The sequence below is a fragment of the Tahibacter amnicola genome (genome assembly GCF_025398735.1).
Lineage (GTDB): Bacteria > Pseudomonadota > Gammaproteobacteria > Xanthomonadales > Rhodanobacteraceae > Tahibacter > Tahibacter amnicola.
In genome coordinates, this window is the sequence record NZ_CP104694.1 from 1,510,150 (window position 1) to 1,530,570 (window position 20,421).

Here is a 20,421-nt window from a genome sequence, read left to right on the forward strand (position 1 = left end):
ACGAGCAGACTACGGTAATCGGGGCAGTAGCTTTTTGGCCCAAGCGAGGTGTGTTCCCCCAATGGCACCTCCTTGGGCCATTTTCTTTCCGGCATCCGGACGCACCGACGCCCCTTTCCTGGGCACCGATCCAGGTGCATCCTTCCCGAAACGGAGTTCACCAAGCCAGCCCCATGCGCGTACTCGTCATTGAAGACAATCGGGATATTGCCGCCAACATAGGCGACTTTCTGGAAGACAAAGGCCACGTCGTCGACTTCGCCGGAGACGGCGTCACCGGGCTTCACCTGGCCGTGGTCAACGATTTCGACGCGATCGTCCTCGACCTCACCCTGCCTGGCATGGATGGTCTGGAGGTCTGTCGCAAGTTGCGCCAGGAGGCGCGCAAGCAGACTCCCGTGCTGATGCTCACTGCGCGGGATGCGCTCGATCACAAGCTCTCCGGCTTCGATTCCGGTGCCGACGACTACATGACCAAGCCGTTCGCGCTGCAGGAACTGGAAGCGCGCCTGTCGGTCCTGGCCCGTCGCGGCAAGGGGCCGCAGAGCCGCGTGCTGCAGGTGGCCGACCTGAGCTTCAATCTCGATACGCTGACCGTATCGCGCGCCGGCAAGCAGATTCAGCTCAATCCGATCGGCCTGAAGTTGCTGCAATTCCTGATGGAGGCCAGCCCGTCGGTCGTCACCCGGCAGGACCTCGAACACCGCGTCTGGGGCGAGGAACTGCCCGACAGTGATTCCCTTCGCGTACACATCCACGGCCTGCGCGCCGCCCTGGACAAACCCTTCGACAAGCCGCTGATCCAGACCCGGCACGGCATTGGATACCGGATGGTCGATCCGGACGCCGCCGTCAACGGGTGATGCCGATCCTGCGCGCGCCCGGACGGCCGCGCGCCAGCTGGTGTGCCCCACCCGATGCCGCGATCCCTGCGGCACTCACCATTCGGTAGCGAATCCGATCAGGGATCCAGCGGTTCGAGCCAGCCGTGCTTGTCCGGCGTCTTGCCGTTGAACAGGCCGAAGAACAGCTCCTGGATGCGATGCGTGACCGGACCGGGCTTGCCCGTGCCGACCGGCTTGCCGTCGACCGAACGGATCGGCGTGATCTCGGCCGCCGTGCCCACCATGAACAGCTCGTCACAGAGGTAAAGGTATTCGCGCGGCAGGTCGCGCTCGATGACGCCGATCCCGGCATCGCGCGCCAGCGTCATGACCGAGTGGCGGGTGATGCCGTTGAGAATGGCGCTGGCCACCGGCGTCGTGTGCAAGTTGCCTTCGAAGACCAGGAACAGGTTCTCGCCGGCGCCTTCGCTCAGCAGGCCCGTCGACGCCAGCGCAATGCCCTCGCCGAAACCCAGGCGGCGCGCTTCGCGTGCAATCAGCTGGCCCGAAAGATAGTTGCCACCGGCCTTGGCGCCCGCGGGAATCGTGTTCGGGGCGAAACGCTGCCAGCTCGACACGCAGGCATCAATGCCCGCCTCCAGCACACCCGGTCCCAGGTAGGGGCCCATTTCCCAGGCGGCCACGGCGACATCGGTCGGCGTTTCCGCGGAAAGTCCAAATCCGCCGAGGCCACGATAGGCCACCGGGCGCAAATACGCTTTCGACAAATGATTGGCGCGGATCACTTCGCGGCACGCGGCGTTGATTTCCTCCACCGAGTAGGGCATCGCCATGTCGTAGATCTTGGCCGACTGGAACAGGCGCTTGTTGTGGTCCGTCAGACGGAAGATCTGCGGGCCGCTCGGTGTTTCGTAGCAGCGGATGCCTTCGAAAACGGAAGAGCCATAGTGCAGGGCGTGCGACATCACGTGAGTCGTCGCCTCGGCCCAGGGCTTGATCTTGCCGTTGTGCCAGATGTGGTCGGGATATTGCATAGCGATGGGTTTGGGTGTGTGCGGTGACGAGAAACCGACAGCCTAGCGACGCTACCGGCGTTTGCCTAGCGCAAAAGTCCGGACCTCTGGCGAACCGCCGCGACACCACCGTCAAGAATAAGTTCACCAACGAAACAAAAAATTAATCGGATTGGTTAGGATACCCGGGTAGATGGCGTGCCCCTTCGGGGGCCGGTGAGGGGGATGGTTCGAGCGCAGGGGTTGCGGACGAACCGACTGGGAAAGCCCATCGACGCTGTCTGCGGGGTATTCAGTGGCAGCGCCTGGCGTTGCCGCTTTCGCAACGACGAGGATGGGCATATGCGAATTGTGAATGCCGGGCTGGCGGCTGTCGGCCTTTTTCTTGGCGCGCTGCTAGCGTCTCCAGCAAACGCTCAAACGTATACCTATTCTATCTACGTTGACGGCGACGGGCGGCCCACCAGCGGCTGTACCGTACCGGCAATGACCGGCGCCGACTTCCGGCTGCAGGCCGAAGTCACCGGAGGCGCTACGCCCCAGGTCATCGCCGTGCGCCGCGCGGCCTGCTCCGGCGGCGCCTTCGGTGCGGACACCCCGATCGGCGGCGGTTATCCCGTCGGATTGAACAACGGCCTGGGCGGCGCGGACGTCGTCGAACTGACCGATGCGCTGGCCAATATCAGTTCGGGCTGGCAGCCCAATGCGCTGCGACTGGCAGTCGTCGCCAACAGCGCGACCGGGCAGGACGACCTCCTCACCACGCCGTCGGGCGGCCCGATCCTCCTGGGCCTGCCGGCGCTGCCGATTCCCTTTCTCACCTGGCCGATCCTCCTGGTACTGGCCGGCATCGTGGCCTTCCTGGGGGCACGCAGGGCCAAGCGCACAGCCGCCTGGCGCGTGCTTTCCCTGTTCCTGATCGCCACCGGTGTTGCGATCGCGGCGAATTTTGCCGCCGACGGCGACGTCAGCGACTGGGCCAATGCCGCACCGCTGGCGACTGATCCCACGGGCGATGCCACCACCACCGAAAGCGCTATCGATATCGTAGCGGTCTTCGGCGCGCTCGAAAATCAGCGCGCGTTCTTCCGTGTCGACGTGCGCGATCTGCAGAACAATCCACCGACCGTGACACCGGCAACGGCGACGACCCTGGAAGACCAGGCCGTCACCGTCACCCTGACCGGAACGGATCCGGAAGGCGCCAACATCACGTTCGCCATCGCGACAGGCCCCGCCAACGGTACGCTCGGTGCGATCACGCCGACCGGCCCGACATCGGCCACGGTCAGCTACACGCCCAACGCGAACTACAACGGCACCGACAGCTTCACCTTCACCGGCAACGACGGGCAGGGCTCCTCGGTGCCAGCGACGGCGACCATCACCATCACGCCCGTCAACGATGCGCCGCTCTTCACCCGCGGCGCCGACCAGTCCGTGACGGAAAATGCCGGCGCACAGACGGTAGCCGGCTGGGCAACCGGCATCAGCGGCGGTCCGACTGCCGACGAGACATCCCAGACGGTCACCTTCACGGCGACCGTGACCAATACCACGGGCAACCTCACCTTTGCGGTCGCTCCTGCCGTCGCGTCCAACGGCACGCTCACCTACACGCCGACCAATGGCACCTCGGGCATTGCCACGATCAGCGTCGTTGCCACGGACAACGGCGGCACGGCCAACGGCGGCGTGGATACGTCCGCCGCGCAGACCTTCACCATTGCGGTCAACGCCATCAACCACGCACCGACCTTCACGGCCGGTGGTGCGCAGACGTCCCTCGAAGACGCTGGCCCGCAAACAGTCGCGAACTGGGCCACCGCGATCAGCGACGGCGACGGCAATACGCAGGCGCTCACCTTCAACGTCACCAACAACACCAATCCGGCCCTGTTCTCGACCGCCCCCGCGGTTTCGCCGACGGGTACGTTGACCTACACGGCGGCACCCGACGCCAATGGCAGCGCCACGATCACCCTGGTGCTGCAGGACAATGGCGGTACGGCCGGCGGCGGCGTCGATACGTCGGCACCGCAGACAGTCACGATCACCGTGACGCCAGTGAATGACGCGCCGTCGTTCACGGTACAGGCGTCGACTTCCGCGTTCGAGAATGCCGGGCCGCAGACCGTTCCCGGTTTCGCCACGTCCATCGTTCCCGGTCCCACCGACGAGACCACGCAAACCGTGACGTTTGCCGCCACCGTCGGCGCGACCACCGGCACCCTGGCTTTCAGCGCGGCACCTGCGATCGCTCCGAACGGCACGCTGACCTATACCGCGCAGAACGGCACCATCGGTACCGCGACCGTCAACGTGACCTTGCAGGACAACGGCGGCACCGCCAACGGCGGCGTCGACACCTCCGCCGCGCAGTCCTTCACCATCACTATCAGCAACGTCAACGATGCGCCCAGCTTTGTCGTCGGTGCGAACCAGACTTCGCTGGAAGATGCCGGCCCGCAGACGGTCGCCGCCTGGGCGACGTCAATCACCGACAATGACGCCAACACGCAGACGCTGACCTTCAACGTCACCGGCAACACCAATCCGACCTTGTTCTCGGCTGGTCCGAGCGTGGCCGCCGACGGTACGCTGACCTATACGGCCGCGGCCAACGCCAACGGCACGGCCACGATCACGCTGACCTTGCAGGACAACGGCGGTACGGCCAACGGTGGCGTGGATACGTCCGCGCCGCAGTCCTTCACGATCACCGTCACCGCGGTCAACGACGTGCCGTCGTTCGATCTCGGTACCTCGGCATCGGTGCTCGAAAGCGCCGGACCGCAGACCTTTGCTGCCTTTGCGACGAACATCCTCGCCGGGCCGGCCGATGAAAGCGGCCAGACCCTGGCCTTCACCGCCACCGTCGGCGCTACGACCGGCAACCTGGCGTTCAGCGCCGCACCGGCGATTGCCCCCAACGGCACCTTGACCTTCACCGCGCAGAACGGCACCTCCGGCACGGCCACCGTCAGCGTCACCCTGCAGGACAACGGCGGTACCGCGAATGGCGGCGTCGACACCACCGCGGCACAGACCTTCACCATCACGGTGAACAACGTCAACGATGCGCCGAGCTTTGTCGTCGGTGCGAACCAGACTTCGCTGGAAGATGCCGGCCCGCAGACGGTCGCCGCCTGGGCGACTTCAATCACTGACAATGACGCCAACACGCAGACGCTGACCTTCAACGTCACCGGCAACACCAATCCGACCTTGTTCTCGGCTGGTCCGAGCGTGGCCGCCGACGGTACGCTGACCTATACGGCCGCGGCCAACGCCAACGGCACGGCCACGATCACGCTGACCTTGCAGGACAACGGCGGTACGGCCAACGGTGGCGTGGATACGTCCGCGCCGCAGTCCTTCACCATCACGGTGACGCCGGTCAACGACGTACCCTCCTTCGACCTGAGTGCCTCCGCGTCGGCACTCGAGAACGCCGGCCCGTCGACGTTTGCGGCATTCGCCACCAACATCCTGGCGGGCCCTGTGGATGAAAATGGCCAGACGCTCGCCTTCACCGCCACCGTCGGCGCGACGACCGGCAACCTGGCGTTCAGCGCCGCGCCGGCGATCGCTGCCAACGGCACCTTGACCTTCACCGCGCAGAACGGCACCTACGGCACGGCCACCGTCAGTGTCACGCTGCAGGACAACGGCGGCACGACGAATGGCGGCGTCGACACCTCCGCGGCGCAGACCTTCACCATCACGGTGAGCAACGTCAACGATGCGCCGAGCTTCACCGTCGGCCCGAACCAGACGATCCTCGAAGACGCCGGTGCGCAGACGGTCAACCCGTGGGCAACGGGCATCAGCGACAACGACGGCGGTCTGCAGACCCTCACTTTCAACGTCACCGGCAATACGAACCCGAGCCTGTTCGCCGCCGGTCCCAGCGTGGCCGCGGATGGCACACTGACCTACACGCCGGCGACCAACGCCAATGGCACGGCCACGATCACCCTGACGCTGTCGGACAACGGCGGCACCGCCAACGGCGGTTCCGATACGTCCGCGCCGCAGTCGTTCACGATCACTGTCACGGCGGTCAACGACGCGCCCAGCTTCACGGCCGGCACCAATCCGACGGTCAACGAAGATTCCGGCCTGACCACCCTCACCAACTGGGCCACGGCGATCTCGCCCGGTCCGGCGGATGAAAGCAGCCAGACGGTCAGTTTCACCGCAAACGTCACCAGTGGCGCTGCGCTGTTCACCATCCCGCCGGCGATTTCGCCGACCGGAACCCTGACCTTTACCGTCGCTCCGGATGCAAACGGCACGGCGAGCGTGGACGTCACCCTGCAGGACAACGGCGGCACCGCGAACAGTGGCGTCGACACGTCGGCCGCGCAGACGGTGACCATCACCATCACCGCCGCGGACGACGCGCCGGTCGCGGTGAACGATGCCGCCACGGTGGTCGAGGATGCCGGCGCGACCAGCGTCAACGTCCTGGCCAACGACACGGACATCGATGGTGGTCCGATCTCGGTCACGTCCGTGACGCAGCCCGCCAACGGCACTGTCGTGATCACCGGCGGCGGCACCGGCCTGACCTACCAGCCGAATCCGAACTACTGCAACAACCCGCCGGGCACCACGCTCGACACCTTCACCTACACGTTGACGCCGGGTGCCTCGACGGCCACGGTCACGATGACCGTCACCTGCGCCGATGACGCGCCGGTCGCCGTTGCCGACAGCGCTACCGTGGCCGAGGATGACCCGGCCACTGCCGTTCCCGTGCTTGCCAACGACACCGACGTGGATGGCGGACCGATCTCGATTACCTCGGTCACGCAGCCGGCCAACGGTACCGTCGTCATCACGGGCGGCGGCACCGGCCTGACGTACCAGCCGAATCCGGACTACTGCAACAACCCACCGGGCACGGTGCTCGACACCTTCACCTACACCCTGACGCCGGGTGGTTCGAGCACGACGGTGACAATGACGGTCAACTGCGTCAACGACGCACCCGTCAACACCGTTCCGGGCGCGCAGGTGATCGGCGCCGGTGCGACGCGGGTCTTCAATGCGGCGAACAGCAATGTCGTCAGCACCGCTGACATCGACGCCGGCGGCGGCACCATCAGTGCGACGGTGTCCGTCCCGACCGCCGCTGACGGCAGCATCGCGCTGGCCAACACCGGCGGCCTGGTGTCGATCACCGGCCAGGGCACGAACAACGTCGTTGCCACGGGCACGCTGGCGGCGATCAATGCCGCATTCGACGGCATGGCCTACACCGCGCCCGTCGCCGTTCCGACCCCCAATCCGGTAACGCTGACGATCGTCGTGGACGATCAGGGCAATACCGGCACCGGCAGCGCGCTGAGCGATACCGACACCATTTCCATCGCGATCGACAACGCGCCGACCGTGACGCTCACCACGCCCGCCAACGGCAGCACCACTGCCAACAACGTCGCGCTGTCGGTGACCTTCAGTGAATCGGTCAACGCCTCGGCCGGTGCCGTGACGCTCACCTGCGGCGGCGGCAACCTGATCACCGGTGGTGATTCCGGCACCGGGGTGATGTCGCTGACGCCGACCTATGCCGGCAGCCTGCCCAGTGGCGCGACCTGCACCCTGACGGTGCTGGCCGCCAACGTGGTCGATGCCGACGCGATCGATCCGCCGGACAACATGGCCGCGAACTTCGTGGTGAGCTTCACCACGGATGCGGCTCCGACGGTGACCTCGACGACGCCAACCAACGGCGCGACGGCCGTGACCTCCGATGCGACGATCACGCTGAATTTCTCCGAGCCAGTGGACCTGACCGCCTCGGCCTTCACGCTCAACTGCGGCAGCGCGGTCACCGTCACCGGCCTGCCGGCCACCAATGTCAGCTCTGTCGTACTGACGCCGAGCACCGCTCTCCCGGGCGGCGCAACCTGTACCGGTACCGTGGTGGCAGCGCAGGTCAGCGACAACGACAGCTTCGATCCGCCGCAGAACATGGCGGCCAACTTCGTGTTCTCGTTCCAGACGGATGCGGCACCGACGGTAACGGTGTTCACGCCGGCCAATGCCAGCACCGTCGCGTCCACCGCCACGCTCTCGATCACCTTCAGTGAGAACGTCGACCTCACCGCCGGAGCGGTGACGCTGCTCTGCAACGCGGTTCCCGTGGCATTCACCGCGGTGCCCGCATTGCCGGCGACCGGAACCGGCTCCCTGGTCGTCACGCCGACCGGCGGCCTGCCGGCGGGTGGCAACTGCACGGCGACCGTTGTCGCAACGGAAGTCAGCGACAGTGATACGGCGGATCCGCCAAACCTCATGGCCGCCAACGAAGTGCGCACGTTCAGCGTCGACGCGGCGCCGACCGTGACATCGACCGTGCCGGCCAATGGCGCGACGGACGTGCTGCCGAACAGCACGATCGTGGTGAATTTCGACGAAAGCGTTGCCTTCAGCACGCTGGCGAACGCGGCCAACACGAGCTTCGACCTGGAATGCCCGGCTGCGACGCCGGCGGATTTCATCCTGACGACGGCCAGCCCGGCCACCAGCGTCACGATCGACCCGACCGACGCCGCCGTCGCCGGCCAGACCTGCACGCTCACTGTCCGCGCCACGGGCATCACCGACGCCGACGCGATCGATCCGCCGGACAACATGGCGGCAGACTACACCGCCACGATTGCTTTCGGCTCGCTCGCCGCCGATGACAGCTACAACGTCACGCCGCATCTCACGCTGCAGACGGCGCTGGGCGCGGCGGAAGTTGATGCGAATGACATCATGGGCGCCGGCACGATCACCGGCTTCGGATTCGGCAGCTGCACCGGCACCACGCCGGGCAACCTGCTCGACGCCGGCGCGGCGAACGGCCGCCTCACGCTCAATGCCGATGGCACCTTCAGCTACGAGCCGCCGGCCAATGTCGCGAACGCGACCCGGACGTTCTGCTACACGGTGACGGGTGGCGATACGGCCAATATCGCGTTCAACATCCAGAACACCGAGTTCGTGTGGTTCGTCGATGCCGGGGCTGCTGCTGCCGGTACCGGAACCCAGGCGCGTCCGTTCCAGACGGTGGGCGCTGCCGTGGCCACCGACTCGGCCAGTGACACGATTTACGTCGCCTTCAACGCCGCGGGCTACACGACCGGCATCACGCTGGAGACGAGCGAACGGCTGATCGGTGCCGGCGCTTCCGGCACGCTTGCAACGCACAGCGGCATCACGCCGGTGACCGGCTCGGCCTTTCCGGCTCTGGCTGGTACAGCGCCCACGTTGACCTGCTCCGGCGTCACCTGCGTGGCGCTGGCGACGGGCAACATGATCCGCGGCGTCGTCATCGGCGACAGCGGCGCCGCCGGTACCGACATCGGCGGCACCAGCTTCGGCACGCTGACGTTCTCCGAGCTGACACTCAACGGCACCGGGCGCGCACTCAACCTGGTGACCGGCACGCTGGCGGGCACCTTCGTCGACCTGGATGCGAGCAGTGGCAACAACGAAGGCGTCCTGCTCGATGCGGTGAACGGCACTTGGGGCGTTGCTGGCACGGTGGATATCGGCAATGTCTCCGGCACGGCCGTCTCGATCCAGAACCAGCCGGCAGCCGGCGCCATGACATTCACCGGCGGCATCACGATCAACAAGACGAGCGCTGGTACGGGCCTGCTGCTCAACGCAAACCTCGGCACGGCGGCGTTCAATGCGTTGAACGTCACCACGGGGGCCGGCACGGCTGTCTCTGTCACGAATGCACCGCTCAGCGCCACCAGTGGTACCGTCGCGGCCACGGGCGGGCCGGCCATCCTGTCGAACACCGCCAACTTCGGTACGACAACCTTTACCAGCGTCAGCTCCACGAACAGCACGGGCTCCGGCATCAGCCTTACCGGATCAAGTGGTTCTCTGACGATGAACGGTGGTGCGATCAGCGGTAACGCCGCGAACCAGTCCGCCTTCCTGGTCAGCGGCAGCGCCGGTGGCGGCATCAGCTATGCGGGTACTGTGGCCAAGACCACGGCAGGACGCCTGGTCGATATCGCCGGCGCCGCAGGTGGCAATGTCACTCTGTCAGGCAATCTCACCTGCACATCGTGTGGTTCTGGTGCGAGCGGAATCCGGGTCGATTCGCGCACGGGTGGCACCATCCTGTTCAGCGGAGCAAGCAAGGCGATCACGAGCTCGGCAGCAGGTGTCGTTCTCTCGTCCAACGGCGGCGCGACGATCAACTTCACCGGCGGCAACCTCGATATCGTGACGACGACCGGTGCCGGTTTCAGCGCCACCGGCGGTGGCTCGATCTCCGTACAGGGGGCCGGCAACTCGATCACCTCGACGACAGGTACTGCACTGACTGTCACCAGCACCACGATCTCGGGCAGTGGCATGACCTTCGAAGCGATCAGCGCCAACGGCGCTGCCAATGGCATCGCGCTGACCACGACCGGGGGCAGCCTGACGGTCACCGGTACTGGTGGGGTGAACAGCGGCGGCATCATTCAGAACACCACCGCGGAGGGCGTTGTCGTCAATGCGTCGAATAACCTGTCGCTGACGCGGATGCGCCTCTTCAATACCGGTTCGCACGGCATTTCCATCGCCAATTCGAACGGTCTTACGATGGCCAATGTCGACGTTGTGGACGCCGGTGACGCCGACGAAGAGCACGGCCTGAACCTGTCGCAAGTGGGCGGCACAGTGGCGATCACGGGTGGCAGTTTTGACGGCGCCGCGGAAGATCTGGTGCGCCTGGTCAACAACAATCTGAACATGACCCTCAACGTGACGGGCAATGTGCAGTTCTCGTTCCCGGCGGTTATCGGCGCGAGTGCCGGAAATGCCTTCAACGTGCAACCCAACGGCACCTCGGCATTCACCGCGAATATCAACGGGAACACCTTCACCAATATCCGCGCCACGTCGCTGACCTGGGGCGCTGCCGCGCTGAGTTCAAACGGCACCAGTACCCTGGATTTCGTCAACAATACGATCAATGTGACCTTGGCGGCCCGCGCGGCGGGCATCCTGATCAGCGGTCAGGAATCCACCACGACGGACATCTTCATCGACAACAACGATTTCACTGGCGCGGGTGGCAACGGCGTCATCGCGACCGACGTGAACGATGTTTCGACCGTGACAGGCACCATCACCAATAACACGGTCACCAACCCGCCGGGCCATGGCTTCTTCCATGCGGTTGACGAAGATGCGCTGTCACGCATCGAGGTCATGAACAATCTGGTTTCCAACAGCGGCGGTGAAGGCATTCAGACGGTGAATTTCGGCGGCGTGGGTGTTTCCGACTTCGACATGGCGATCCTTGACAACAACGTCGCCACGCATAACACCAACACTGCGGTGGCCTTTGTCGGCGGCGTTTCCTATACCGGCTTCGAAGACAACAGCTGTGTCATCAAGCGTGGCAACACGGTGTCCGGTACGCCGGCCAGCCCGACCCAATGCGGTGGCGCGCCGTGCGACGCTTACCACATTGAAGAGGTAGGGGGCATCACGCGCATGGAGGAAATTCCGAACACCGGTGCGACGACGGCATCGTCGGCTTACGTGGGATCGATCAATACAGGAACCCCGGTCACCGTGTTCGGTATCGTCGACCTCACCAACGGGGCCGCCTGCCCGCGTCCCTGATCGCTTTGCCCACGTCGCGGCGGTGAATCCGTCACGACGTGGTATCCGCGCCGCGACTGTGTCACGGCATTCCGAGAAGGCGACCGCGCAAGCGGCGGCCGCATGGACGAGGGGGATGGCTATGGCAGAACCGTTCTTGAGCGAAATTCGCATCATGTCGTTCAACTTCCCGCCGAAAGGCTGGGCCTTTTGCAACGGGCAGTTCCTGCCCATCAACCAGAACCAGGCACTGTTCTCGCTGTTGGGGACCACCTACGGCGGCAACGGCCAGACCACCTTCGCGTTGCCGGACTTGCGCGGCCGTGTGCCGGTCCATGTCGGCTCGGGCCTGACCCTCGGTCAGGCGGGTGGCCAGGAGGCCCACACGATCACGCAAAGCGAAATGCCGCAGCACATCCATTTTGCCAACTGCGCCACCGATGCTGCGGATGCCGCCGTACCAGGCGCCAACCTGCTGGGTTCCGTCGACGTGACGACCTTCGGCAACGCCTATAACGGACCGTCGTCGCTGGTGGCGATGGGGCCGGAATCCGTGGCGCCGGTCGGCGGCAGCCAGCCGCATGAGAACCGCCAGCCGTTCCTGGTGCTGAACTACTGCATCGCCCTGCAGGGCATCTTCCCGAGCCAGAACTAGGAGCACGACGATGGCACAACCCTATGTCGGCGAAATTCGCATGTTCGCGGGCAATTTTCCGCCCGTGGGATGGATGTTCTGCGATGGTCAGCTGCTGCCGATCTCCGAGAACGACACACTTTTCACTCTGATCGGCACCACCTACGGTGGCGATGGCGAGTCGACGTTCGCCCTGCCGAATCTGCAGAGTCGCGTACCCATTCATATGGGCTCGGCAACGACCGGGACGACCTACCAGATCGGAGAGATGGCGGGGGTCGAATCGGTGACGCTCAGCACGCAGCAGATCCCGAACCACACCCATGCGATGCTGGCGTCGGAAGCCGCGGCGACGGCCCTGACTCCGCAGAACAACATGCCGGCCGAAGCGACCAAGCGTTTCTTTGTCGCGCCGACGTCGGTCACGCCGATGGCGCCCAATGCCATCGGGCCGGCCGGCGGAAGCCAGCCACACGAGAACTGCCAGCCGTTCCTTTGTGTCAATTTCATCATCTCCCTTTTTGGTATTTTCCCGTCGCAGACGTGAGGAGCGAGCAATGGCAGACCCCTTTGTCGCTGAAATCCGGATTTTTCCGTTCAACTTCGCGCCCACCGGCTGGGCGTTCTGCGATGGCCAATTGCTGCCGATCTCGCAGAATACGGCGCTGTTTTCACTGCTGGGTACCACCTATGGTGGAAACGGGAAATCGAACTTCGCCTTGCCGGACATGCAAGGCAACGCGCCGATGCACCCGGGTCAGGGGCAGGGCCTGAGCCTGCGAGACCTTGGCGAGATTGGAGGCAGCCAGTTTGTCACCCTGATCCAGTCCGAGATGCCGGTCCACACCCATGCCATGCAGGGGCAGAACTCGAACTCGAACCTCAACGACCCCGCCACCGCAGTGCTTGCGCGGCCATTTGGCGGCGGCAACCTGTACAAGACGCCGTCGGGTGCCACCGTGGTGAACATGGCGCCGCAGACGATCTCGCCGGCCGGCGGAAGCCTGCCGCACAACAACATGATGCCGTACCTGACTCTGAACTTCTGTATCGCCATGCAGGGAGTCTTCCCCGCAAGGCCCTAAGCGCAGGATGATTAGGGACCGGCAACATGGCCGGTCCGTAAATTCGAGCCGCCTCAGGCATGGACTTCGCATGAGGCGCCTCGAATCTGCTGCCAACGGAGCTGTTGGCGCGGGAACAGGGGGAAGCATGAAATTTTCGATACGGTGCGGACTGGCGTCGATGCTGGTCGCGGTAATGGCGTGCGGCGTTTCGCCGGCTGCCAGGGCGGAGACGGTGGTGGCGGCGGCCAACGGGCAGGTGATCGGTCCCCTGATGGCGGAATTTTCCGACAAACAATGGCTGGCCTACCTGGGGACAGGTACCGCGCCTTTGCGCCAGGAAGAACGGCTCTTCGCCGGGTCCTTCGAGCTCGCCGACGAGGTTGGGGCCGGTTTTGTCGAAATCTGGCTGGATCAGGACGGAATCCGTCACCCCTATTCGCCCTTCGTGTATTTCACTGAACCGGGATGTCAGGGAACGAGCTTCATCTCTGCCGCCGCAAGTCGTGCGTCGACCCAACTGCCGGCCGCGGTTGTCGGTCGGGAGGCCGTCCTGTTCCTGTCCCAGTCGTCACAGAGCGACCACGCCCAGGTCTACAGCCGGCTCGACCAGGGCGGTTGCACGCCATTCGCTCATGTCGTGCGGGCTTACCGCGCGGCAAACCAGGGCTCGTTGCTGCAGCGGTTTCCGGCGCCGTATTTCGTCCATTGACATCCGCCTGCGGAGATTTTCATGAAGCGACGTGAATTCCTGATCCAATCCGGCGTTGCGACGGCTGCGGCCGTCGGCGTCCTGACGTCAACCGGAATCGTTCGCGCCGCCGTAGCGCAAGGTCTGCCGGCTGATGTGAACCCCGCCACACCGCCGTTGACGGTGCTTCGCCTGGTCCGGCCTGACCACACCGAAGGCGTGCTCGACCCGCGGCAATGTACCTGGCAGGCGGTCGCTGCCGTAGCGGACCCGACAGGTGCAATGGCGCCGCGTACCGTCACGCTGCTCGGCGTGCAGAGAAGCCAGGACAGCCAGCTGGCGCGCGTGCAGATCGATGCCGTCTTCCGGGGCCCCGATGGCCGCGCACATCCCTACTTCGCCTACGCCTACTGCGCCGATGCCTGCGGCGACCGCAGCAAGCCGGTGCGTTTCCACGACGAATCGGGAAACCTTCGCGAGCTGACCCTGCGCTCCACGTATCATTCGGCCGACGGAAATACCGCAACGCTGCTGACGGCGGATCTGCCGCCGGGGCAGTATGTAAGCATCCTGCCTCGCTCGCGCACCCCCGTCAGCGCCGGCGAACTCGTCTTCAGCGGCGATCCGATGCGCCCGCTCGCCCGTCGCAACGCGACGGCGCTGAATCTGGACTACATCATCTTTGACGTGCACGGCGCCGCGTGACCGGGGCCGGAGAAACCCTCGCCGCACGATTGATGCGGGGCTGCCCCGATATCGATCTGCGCGAGGAAACCGACGACGACATCGCATTCCTCGCCGGTCTGTATGCATCGACGCGAACAGAAGAACTTGCGCCGGTTCCCTGGCCTGATGCGGCGAAACAGGCGTTCCTTCGCAGTCAGTTCGAACAGCAGCGAGCCCATTACCGGCGCCACTACAATGGTGCTGAATTCCTGCTCGTCCGCGCGGGTAGCGAGCGCATTGGCCGGCTGTATTGCCGTCGCAGCGGAAACGAGTATCGCCTGATGGATATTGCGCTCCTGCCCGACTGGCGTGGCCGCGGCGTCGGCGGGCAGATGATCCGCACGCTGCTGGACTGCGCCGCGTCGGATCGTTGCGAGGTGACCCTGCACGTAGAGCCAGGCAATCCCGCGCGCCGCATGTACGAACGCCTGGGGTTCCGTCTTATCGAGGACCGCGGCGTGTATTGGTTCCTGGGCTGGACGAAGGAAGCACCCGCGGATCAGTTGAACGTGATTTCGTAGCACATGCCGGTACCGTCCGGGCCGATCGGCACGATGAACAAATCCAGGGTGCCGCGCGGCGGCAGATCCAGCGAATAGATACCCTGGCTGAAGTGGCGATCGACACCGACGTCCCGCAGGACGACAGAAAAGGGCGGCGTCGGACGGGGTGAAGGGTTCTGCAGGCGCTTGACCTCCTTGAGCTGCAGCAGGCGTTCATGGCCTTCGCTCGAAATGCGGATCTGCTGGCCCAGCAGGGCTTCAAATTCCTCCACCGCGACGTCCTGCAACATATCCCTGCCTCACCTTCACCGAAACGGAAGTGGCAAGGGTAACGCTTGGAAGGCGCGTGGAACCAGCTGTTTCAGGCGACGAGCGGGGCCAGCGGACGAGGCGGGCATTACGGCCCGAAACCGTCCTGGAATAGCCGGTCTGCGCCCTGCACCCGCAGATCGGACAGCTGGTTCAGATAGCACTCCAGGTTGGTATACCCGGCTACGCCCGTGAACGGCATCGACAGCTGCGCGCCGTTCGCATCGAACACGGCCGGATTGAGTCCCAGCCCTGCATGACGCTGCTCGAACGCATCGGGCATGCCGTCGTTATCGGTATCGGTCGGCGCGGCAGGCGGCGTGCCACTGGGAAAATCCAGGTCAAAGGCGTCATCGGCCAGCGGCGTCCCATAGGCAACTCCCGAGAAGCTGCCCGCACGCGCCTGCGCGGCAATCCGGCGCGATTGCGGGTCGTGCGGCAATCGGCCGGCGAGCGTACTGATCAGCGTGGCGGGCGGTGGAGACACCACGTTCGTCACGGCGGGGAAGGGATGGCGCGCACCCAGTCGCGTCGCGCTGCCAAGGTCCGTGTTCGGGGCGTTGCCGGGAAAGTCGTTGCAGCAGTAGAACAGCTGATAGTCGCTATACGATGGATAGCGCGACAGCGTGTTCCCGGAGACGAACAGACTGTTGCTGCTGACATCGAGCAGATCATGCAGCGCCAGCCCGTAGGCGAAGTCGCTGCGTACCTGCCAGCGATTGCCGATCAGATTGAATTGCAGACGGTACGGCCCGAGCGCCACGTTCTGGTCGACATCGCGGTTGTACCAAAGTAAAAAACCGCTGTCGTGGACAAGATTGTAGGAAACCTCCAGCTGCAGCGGATGGGCCTGGCAGTCCGCCACGCTGCCGGGGTCTGACGGGTACGCGCTGGCTTCGCAGGTGATTTCCGGTAGCCGCCCGCCGACGCGATACCACAGGTTGTGGTGAATGCTGAGGCGATCCTGCGGATGCTCCGGATGCGAATAGTTGAGCAGCATGCCGCCACGGTCCGCGTGATCACCGATGGTTTCGCCGAGCGTGGAGTACTGGATCGTGCCGTCGGAGGCCCAGCTCAGCTGCACGGCTTCATCGGCCGCGTTGGCGATCGACAGGTGATCGAAGATAAATCCCTGCATGCCGTCCAGCCGCAGGCCGTCGTCCAGCCGCTCGCCGCCCGCAGGCACCGACAGGTTCCAGGCCGGCCGCGACGCGAGATGACGCGCGATCACATTGTCGCAATCGTTGCGGTCGTAATGGCCGTCGCACACGATGCCCCGCACGATGACGCCGCCGGGCGAGGTCTGCCCCGCAATGGTGACATCCCCGTGCACGATGTTCGCCGCGGCGTGGATGACGCCGGATACCTTGAACAGCACGTAGCGTGGCCCGCTCTGCCGCAATGCCCAGTTGAATGAGCCGGGGGTGGTGCCGCCCGGATCGGCCGCGAGCGTCGTGACGTACAGCACCTGTCCGCCGCGACCGCCGGTGGCCGTTGCGCCGAATCCTTCGGCGCCCGGAAAGGCCGGTGGTGTCTGCGCCCGGAGCGACGGGGCGCCAACGGAGAGGGCAAGAGCGAAAAGCGGCAGGAGGCGCATGGCGTTTCATCCATGGCGGGGGCTGGTGCCACGGTAGCGCGATCCCGTCGCGCCGGCCACTTGCGCAATAACAAACGGCACGCCCTGTCCCGGGCGTGCCGTCTGGTCAGTGCCGCTTGATCAGTACCGTTCCCCGACTATCAGCGGAATCCGGAAACCGTCGCGCGAGTGTTGTTGAGCACGCGGTGATTGTCGTGCCTGTTGGCCGTACCCATCGGCACGCCGCCGTAGGTCTTGTTCGGATTCGACCAGAAGTTCAGACGCGTGCAGTTCACGCTCGAGCAGTTGTAGGCCATGATCGTGCGCCACCGGCCCGTCGGATACTGGTAGCCGTGGCCATAGGCATACGGCGTGTTGGTCGGGTCATTGGCGGGATCGTGACGCGCCGACTGCAGATGGCCGATCTCGTGCGCGAACGAGTAGTAGCCCGTGGCGCAATCCCAGTGCACGGCGGCAAACGCGGTGGACGCCGAAGCGCCGATCGCCGACGCCAGGCCGCAGGCGCTGTCGTTGTCGATGATCAGCACGCCCACGTCAGCCGCGGTGCTGTTGCGGGTGGAATGGATCGAATCCATGTAGCCGTCCGACGTACCGCGATAGCGCGACAGGTCAGTGCTCCAGTTGCCACTTTCCGTGTAGCTGACCTGCGCCTTGCCCGCCAGCTGCAGCGTGATGAACACGTCGCTGTTGGTGTAGCCGCGGTTTGACTCGGTGATCGCCAGGTTGATCAGGCTGTTGATATCGCCCGACGCGCTGGCGGCACGTGCGGTGTAGTTCACCAGCACCCGGATCACGGTGTTGGCACGCGAGGTGTTGTCCGCCTTGGGCGCCGGCATCGCCTCGACGAAGATCTTGCGATAGGCGGACGCGGGGTGATCGGCCGGCGCGAGGCTTTCATCGGCTTCCACGATCACGTGCCGCGAATCGTGCAACGGCCGCAGCTTGTAGAGCTGACCCATCACGCGGATGTTGCCAGTCAGCTTGTCGCCGTTGCGGACGATGACGACCGAGTTCATCGGATCATCCTTGATCTCCGATTCCAGCATCACCGGCTTGGTGGCATCGGCGAGCGTGCCCTGCCAGACGATCGTGCCGTCCTTCTGGCGCTCCACCGAGGTCTGGCGGGCGTTGACCGTGATCGGGCCACCGATGTCCAGGTTGAGGGAAAGGCTCTGCGTGGTTTCATCCACCAGCGCCGCATTCGCCATGACCACTGAAATGGCATGCGACATGGGTTCCTTGGCCAGCGCCTGGTAGGCGCTGTCCGACTCGACCGAACGCCATACCGATGGCGCGCTCGAGAAAAGGTTTTCGCTTCCTGCGGCCATCGACGCCGACGTCGACAGCGAAACAGCTCCTGCTACAGCCCACAGAATCGACCGTTTCATACGGATCTCTCTCCAAGGCAGAGCACACGCGGCGAGTCCGGCACGACGGAGGCGTGCGCTATGCAGGTAGAAGGAAGCGTCACCCAGAAGACGCTTCGGGACCGGACTCGTCTCCCACCCCAGTCACCGACTGTCTATCGGGTGTACAAAAGCGTCAAGTGCATGTGCAGCAATTCGTCAAGTGTGAAGTCCACGCTAAAGCGTGGAAATTTGCCTCTTTCACAAGACGGAAAGGATTCGTAACCGTATGTTTACGCGCCGCTTTTGGCGCGCAAACCATCGCGCGGCGAAGACGCGACGGTTTGGCGGAAATTTGATACCGGTCCCACCTGGCGGCAGATGAACTCGCAAAAGTGGACCAGCGCGTCGCATTGCGCGACGCGCGGTCAATCAACGCAGTCGATCGAGGATCGCAAGCGTGCCGCTGGCGCGGTTCAATGTATAGAAGTGCAAAGCGGGTGCGCCGCCGTCGAGCAGGCGCCGGCACAGGTTCGCCACCGCGTCGGCGCCAAATTCGCGGATCGCCTTGGCGTCGTCGCCGAAGGCCTGCAGGCGCTTGGCGATCCAGCGCGGAATCTCGGCGCCGCACATGTCCGAGAACCGGCGCAGCTGCGAGTAGTTCGTGATCGGCATGACGCCCGGCACGATCGGGATCGTGACGCCCAGACGCCGTGCATCATCGACAAACCGGAAATAGGCGTCCGGGTTGTAGAAGTACTGGGTGATCGCACCGTTCGCGCCGGCGTCCACCTTGTGCTTGAAGTGGGCGAGGTCGGCCAGGGCGTCTTCGGATTGCGGATGGGCTTCGGGATAGCACGCCACTTCCAGGTGAAAGTAGTCGCCCGTCTCGGCACGGATGAACTCGACCAGGTCGCTGGCGTAGCGGAAATCGCCATAGCTGGCCATGCCCGACGGCAGGTCGCCGCGCAGCGCCACCAGGCGGCGGCAGCCCTTGCTGCGGTACAGGGCGAGCAGGTCGCGGATCTCCTGCCGGGTTCCGCCCATGCACGACAGGTGCGGCGCGGCGTCCAGGCCGTGCTGTTCGCGCAGGTGGCAGACGGTGTCGGGCGTATAGGCCAGGGTCGAGCCGCCGGCCCCGAAGGTGACCGACACGTAGTCCGGCTTCAGGGGCTTGAGCGCCGGCAGGGCCTTCTCCAGCGTCTCGCGCTGTTCGTCGGTCTTGGGCGGGAAGAATTCCAGCGAAATCGGCACCGGAAGCGGGGCGGCAGGGGCGGAAGCAGGCATCGAAAGCATCCTGTCGGAAACGGCTACGGGGTTCGGTTGCCGGCACGGCCCGGGTGGGCGGCAGGCGAGGGGAGGAAATATATCTCTATTTCCGGATGAAGAGATAGATGTCCGGCCACCGGGCCCGGCCGCGGTTGCGGTGTAATGGCGCGTCGGTCTGTGCTGCGGTCGCGGCCGCCGCAGTCAGCCCGCCCGCCGCCCCGGCCGCGGAGAGCTGCCATGTATCTGATCCGCCATCTCGCCATTGCCGCTGCGCTGGTGCTGGCCAGTGCGTCCGTACCGGCGCAGGACATCATCAAGGCCAGCCCGGAACACAACAAACTGCTCACCGAGACAGCCCACCTTCGCCTCATCGAAGGCTGGCTCGAACCCGGCGCCCACCAGGCGCTGCACGAGCACACCCCCTATATCGTCTACATCCTGGAAGGCGGCTCGCTCGAAGTTCGGTATAAAGATGGCAAAGTAAAGAAGCTCGAAGGCGTCGCCGGCCAGTCCTTCGGCGAAGACGCCGATCCCCCGCACGAGACCTGGAACGTGGGCAAGACGAAGGTACGGTGGTTGTTGATCGAGACGAAGACAGGGCCGAAGAAGTAGTACGCAGACCAGCAGGTGCGAACGTGCGTGCTGGTCGCTTTAGTGGTGATGAGTGTCATGGGATGCACTTGGTCGGAATGGGGGCGACACATTCGTAACGTTCCCCCTGTTCCGCCAGTCCGCAGTGAGAGCGCGATCCCAGCCGCACCGAATTCGAGGTCAGGTCGCCGCGCGTCTCACGATCCGAT

General features: G+C 64.8%; 14 protein-coding genes. 9 read left to right on the plus strand and 5 right to left on the minus strand.

The window, feature by feature from the left end:
* Nucleotides 1-173 precede the first annotated feature (173 nt).
* Nucleotides 174-863 carry a response regulator transcription factor gene (locus N4264_RS06380; protein ID WP_261696231.1) on the plus strand — a complete coding sequence of 230 codons (690 nt, stop codon included), beginning with the start codon at nucleotides 174-176 and terminating at the stop codon, nucleotides 861-863.
* A gap of 98 nt (nucleotides 864-961) precedes the next feature.
* On the opposite strand, the gene N4264_RS06385 is transcribed toward N4264_RS06380, so the two are convergent.
* Nucleotides 962-1,885, minus strand: a complete 924-nt coding sequence (locus N4264_RS06385) for a branched-chain amino acid transaminase (protein ID WP_261697582.1) — start codon at nucleotides 1,883-1,885, stop codon at nucleotides 962-964.
* Nucleotides 1,886-2,344: 459 nt separating this feature from the next.
* On the opposite strand from N4264_RS06385, the gene N4264_RS06390 reads away from it, so the two are divergent.
* The 7 genes from N4264_RS06390 to N4264_RS06420 all read left to right on the plus strand — a co-directional run bounded on the left by N4264_RS06390 (nucleotide 2,345) and on the right by N4264_RS06420 (nucleotide 15,118).
* Nucleotides 2,345-11,503: a tandem-95 repeat protein gene (locus tag N4264_RS06390; RefSeq protein WP_261696232.1), complete on the plus strand. Its 9,159-nt coding sequence runs from the start codon at nucleotides 2,345-2,347 to the stop codon at nucleotides 11,501-11,503.
* A gap of 121 nt (nucleotides 11,504-11,624) precedes the next feature.
* Nucleotides 11,625-12,137 (plus strand): phage tail protein, encoded by a 513-nt coding sequence (locus N4264_RS06395; RefSeq protein ID WP_261696233.1) that lies wholly within the window; start codon nucleotides 11,625-11,627, stop codon nucleotides 12,135-12,137.
* 10 nt (nucleotides 12,138-12,147) lie between these two features.
* Complete coding sequence (locus tag N4264_RS06400) at nucleotides 12,148-12,663, plus strand: phage tail protein (RefSeq protein WP_261696234.1); 516 nt, start codon at nucleotides 12,148-12,150, stop codon at nucleotides 12,661-12,663.
* A gap of 10 nt (nucleotides 12,664-12,673) precedes the next feature.
* Nucleotides 12,674-13,201, plus strand: a complete 528-nt coding sequence (locus N4264_RS06405) for a phage tail protein (protein ID WP_261696235.1) — start codon at nucleotides 12,674-12,676, stop codon at nucleotides 13,199-13,201.
* 127 nt (nucleotides 13,202-13,328) lie between these two features.
* Nucleotides 13,329-13,892 (plus strand): hypothetical protein, encoded by a 564-nt coding sequence (locus tag N4264_RS06410; protein ID WP_261696236.1) that lies wholly within the window; start codon nucleotides 13,329-13,331, stop codon nucleotides 13,890-13,892.
* Between the two features lie 21 nt (nucleotides 13,893-13,913).
* Nucleotides 13,914-14,576, plus strand: a complete 663-nt coding sequence (locus N4264_RS06415; protein ID WP_261696237.1) for a hypothetical protein — start codon at nucleotides 13,914-13,916, stop codon at nucleotides 14,574-14,576.
* Nucleotides 14,573-15,118 (plus strand): GNAT family N-acetyltransferase, encoded by a 546-nt coding sequence (locus N4264_RS06420; protein ID WP_261696238.1) that lies wholly within the window; start codon nucleotides 14,573-14,575, stop codon nucleotides 15,116-15,118. Before N4264_RS06415 ends, N4264_RS06420 begins: the two co-directional genes overlap by 4 nt.
* Here N4264_RS06420 and N4264_RS06425 read toward each other — a convergent pair.
* From N4264_RS06425 to metF, 4 genes are all read right to left on the minus strand, one after another.
* Nucleotides 15,097-15,390 (minus strand): DUF6916 family protein, encoded by a 294-nt coding sequence (locus N4264_RS06425; protein ID WP_261696239.1) that lies wholly within the window; start codon nucleotides 15,388-15,390, stop codon nucleotides 15,097-15,099. The two genes, N4264_RS06420 and N4264_RS06425, sit on opposite strands and share 22 nt — an antisense overlap.
* A gap of 107 nt (nucleotides 15,391-15,497) precedes the next feature.
* Nucleotides 15,498-17,006 (minus strand): hypothetical protein, encoded by a 1,509-nt coding sequence (locus N4264_RS06430; RefSeq protein WP_261696240.1) that lies wholly within the window; start codon nucleotides 17,004-17,006, stop codon nucleotides 15,498-15,500.
* Nucleotides 17,007-17,146: 140 nt separating this feature from the next.
* The gene (locus N4264_RS06435) at nucleotides 17,147-18,394 is read right to left on the minus strand and encodes a M12 family metallo-peptidase (protein WP_261696241.1); all 1,248 of its coding nucleotides are present in this window, start codon (nucleotides 18,392-18,394) and stop codon (nucleotides 17,147-17,149) included.
* 390 nt (nucleotides 18,395-18,784) lie between these two features.
* On the minus strand, nucleotides 18,785-19,639 hold the full coding sequence (metF, locus tag N4264_RS06440) for a methylenetetrahydrofolate reductase [NAD(P)H] (RefSeq protein ID WP_261696242.1): 855 nt from the start codon (nucleotides 19,637-19,639) through the stop codon (nucleotides 18,785-18,787).
* Nucleotides 19,640-19,858: 219 nt separating this feature from the next.
* Between metF and N4264_RS06445 the strand changes: the two genes are divergently transcribed.
* Nucleotides 19,859-20,233 carry a cupin domain-containing protein gene (locus N4264_RS06445; RefSeq protein ID WP_261696243.1) on the plus strand — a complete coding sequence of 125 codons (375 nt, stop codon included), beginning with the start codon at nucleotides 19,859-19,861 and terminating at the stop codon, nucleotides 20,231-20,233.
* Nucleotides 20,234-20,421 lie beyond the last annotated feature (188 nt).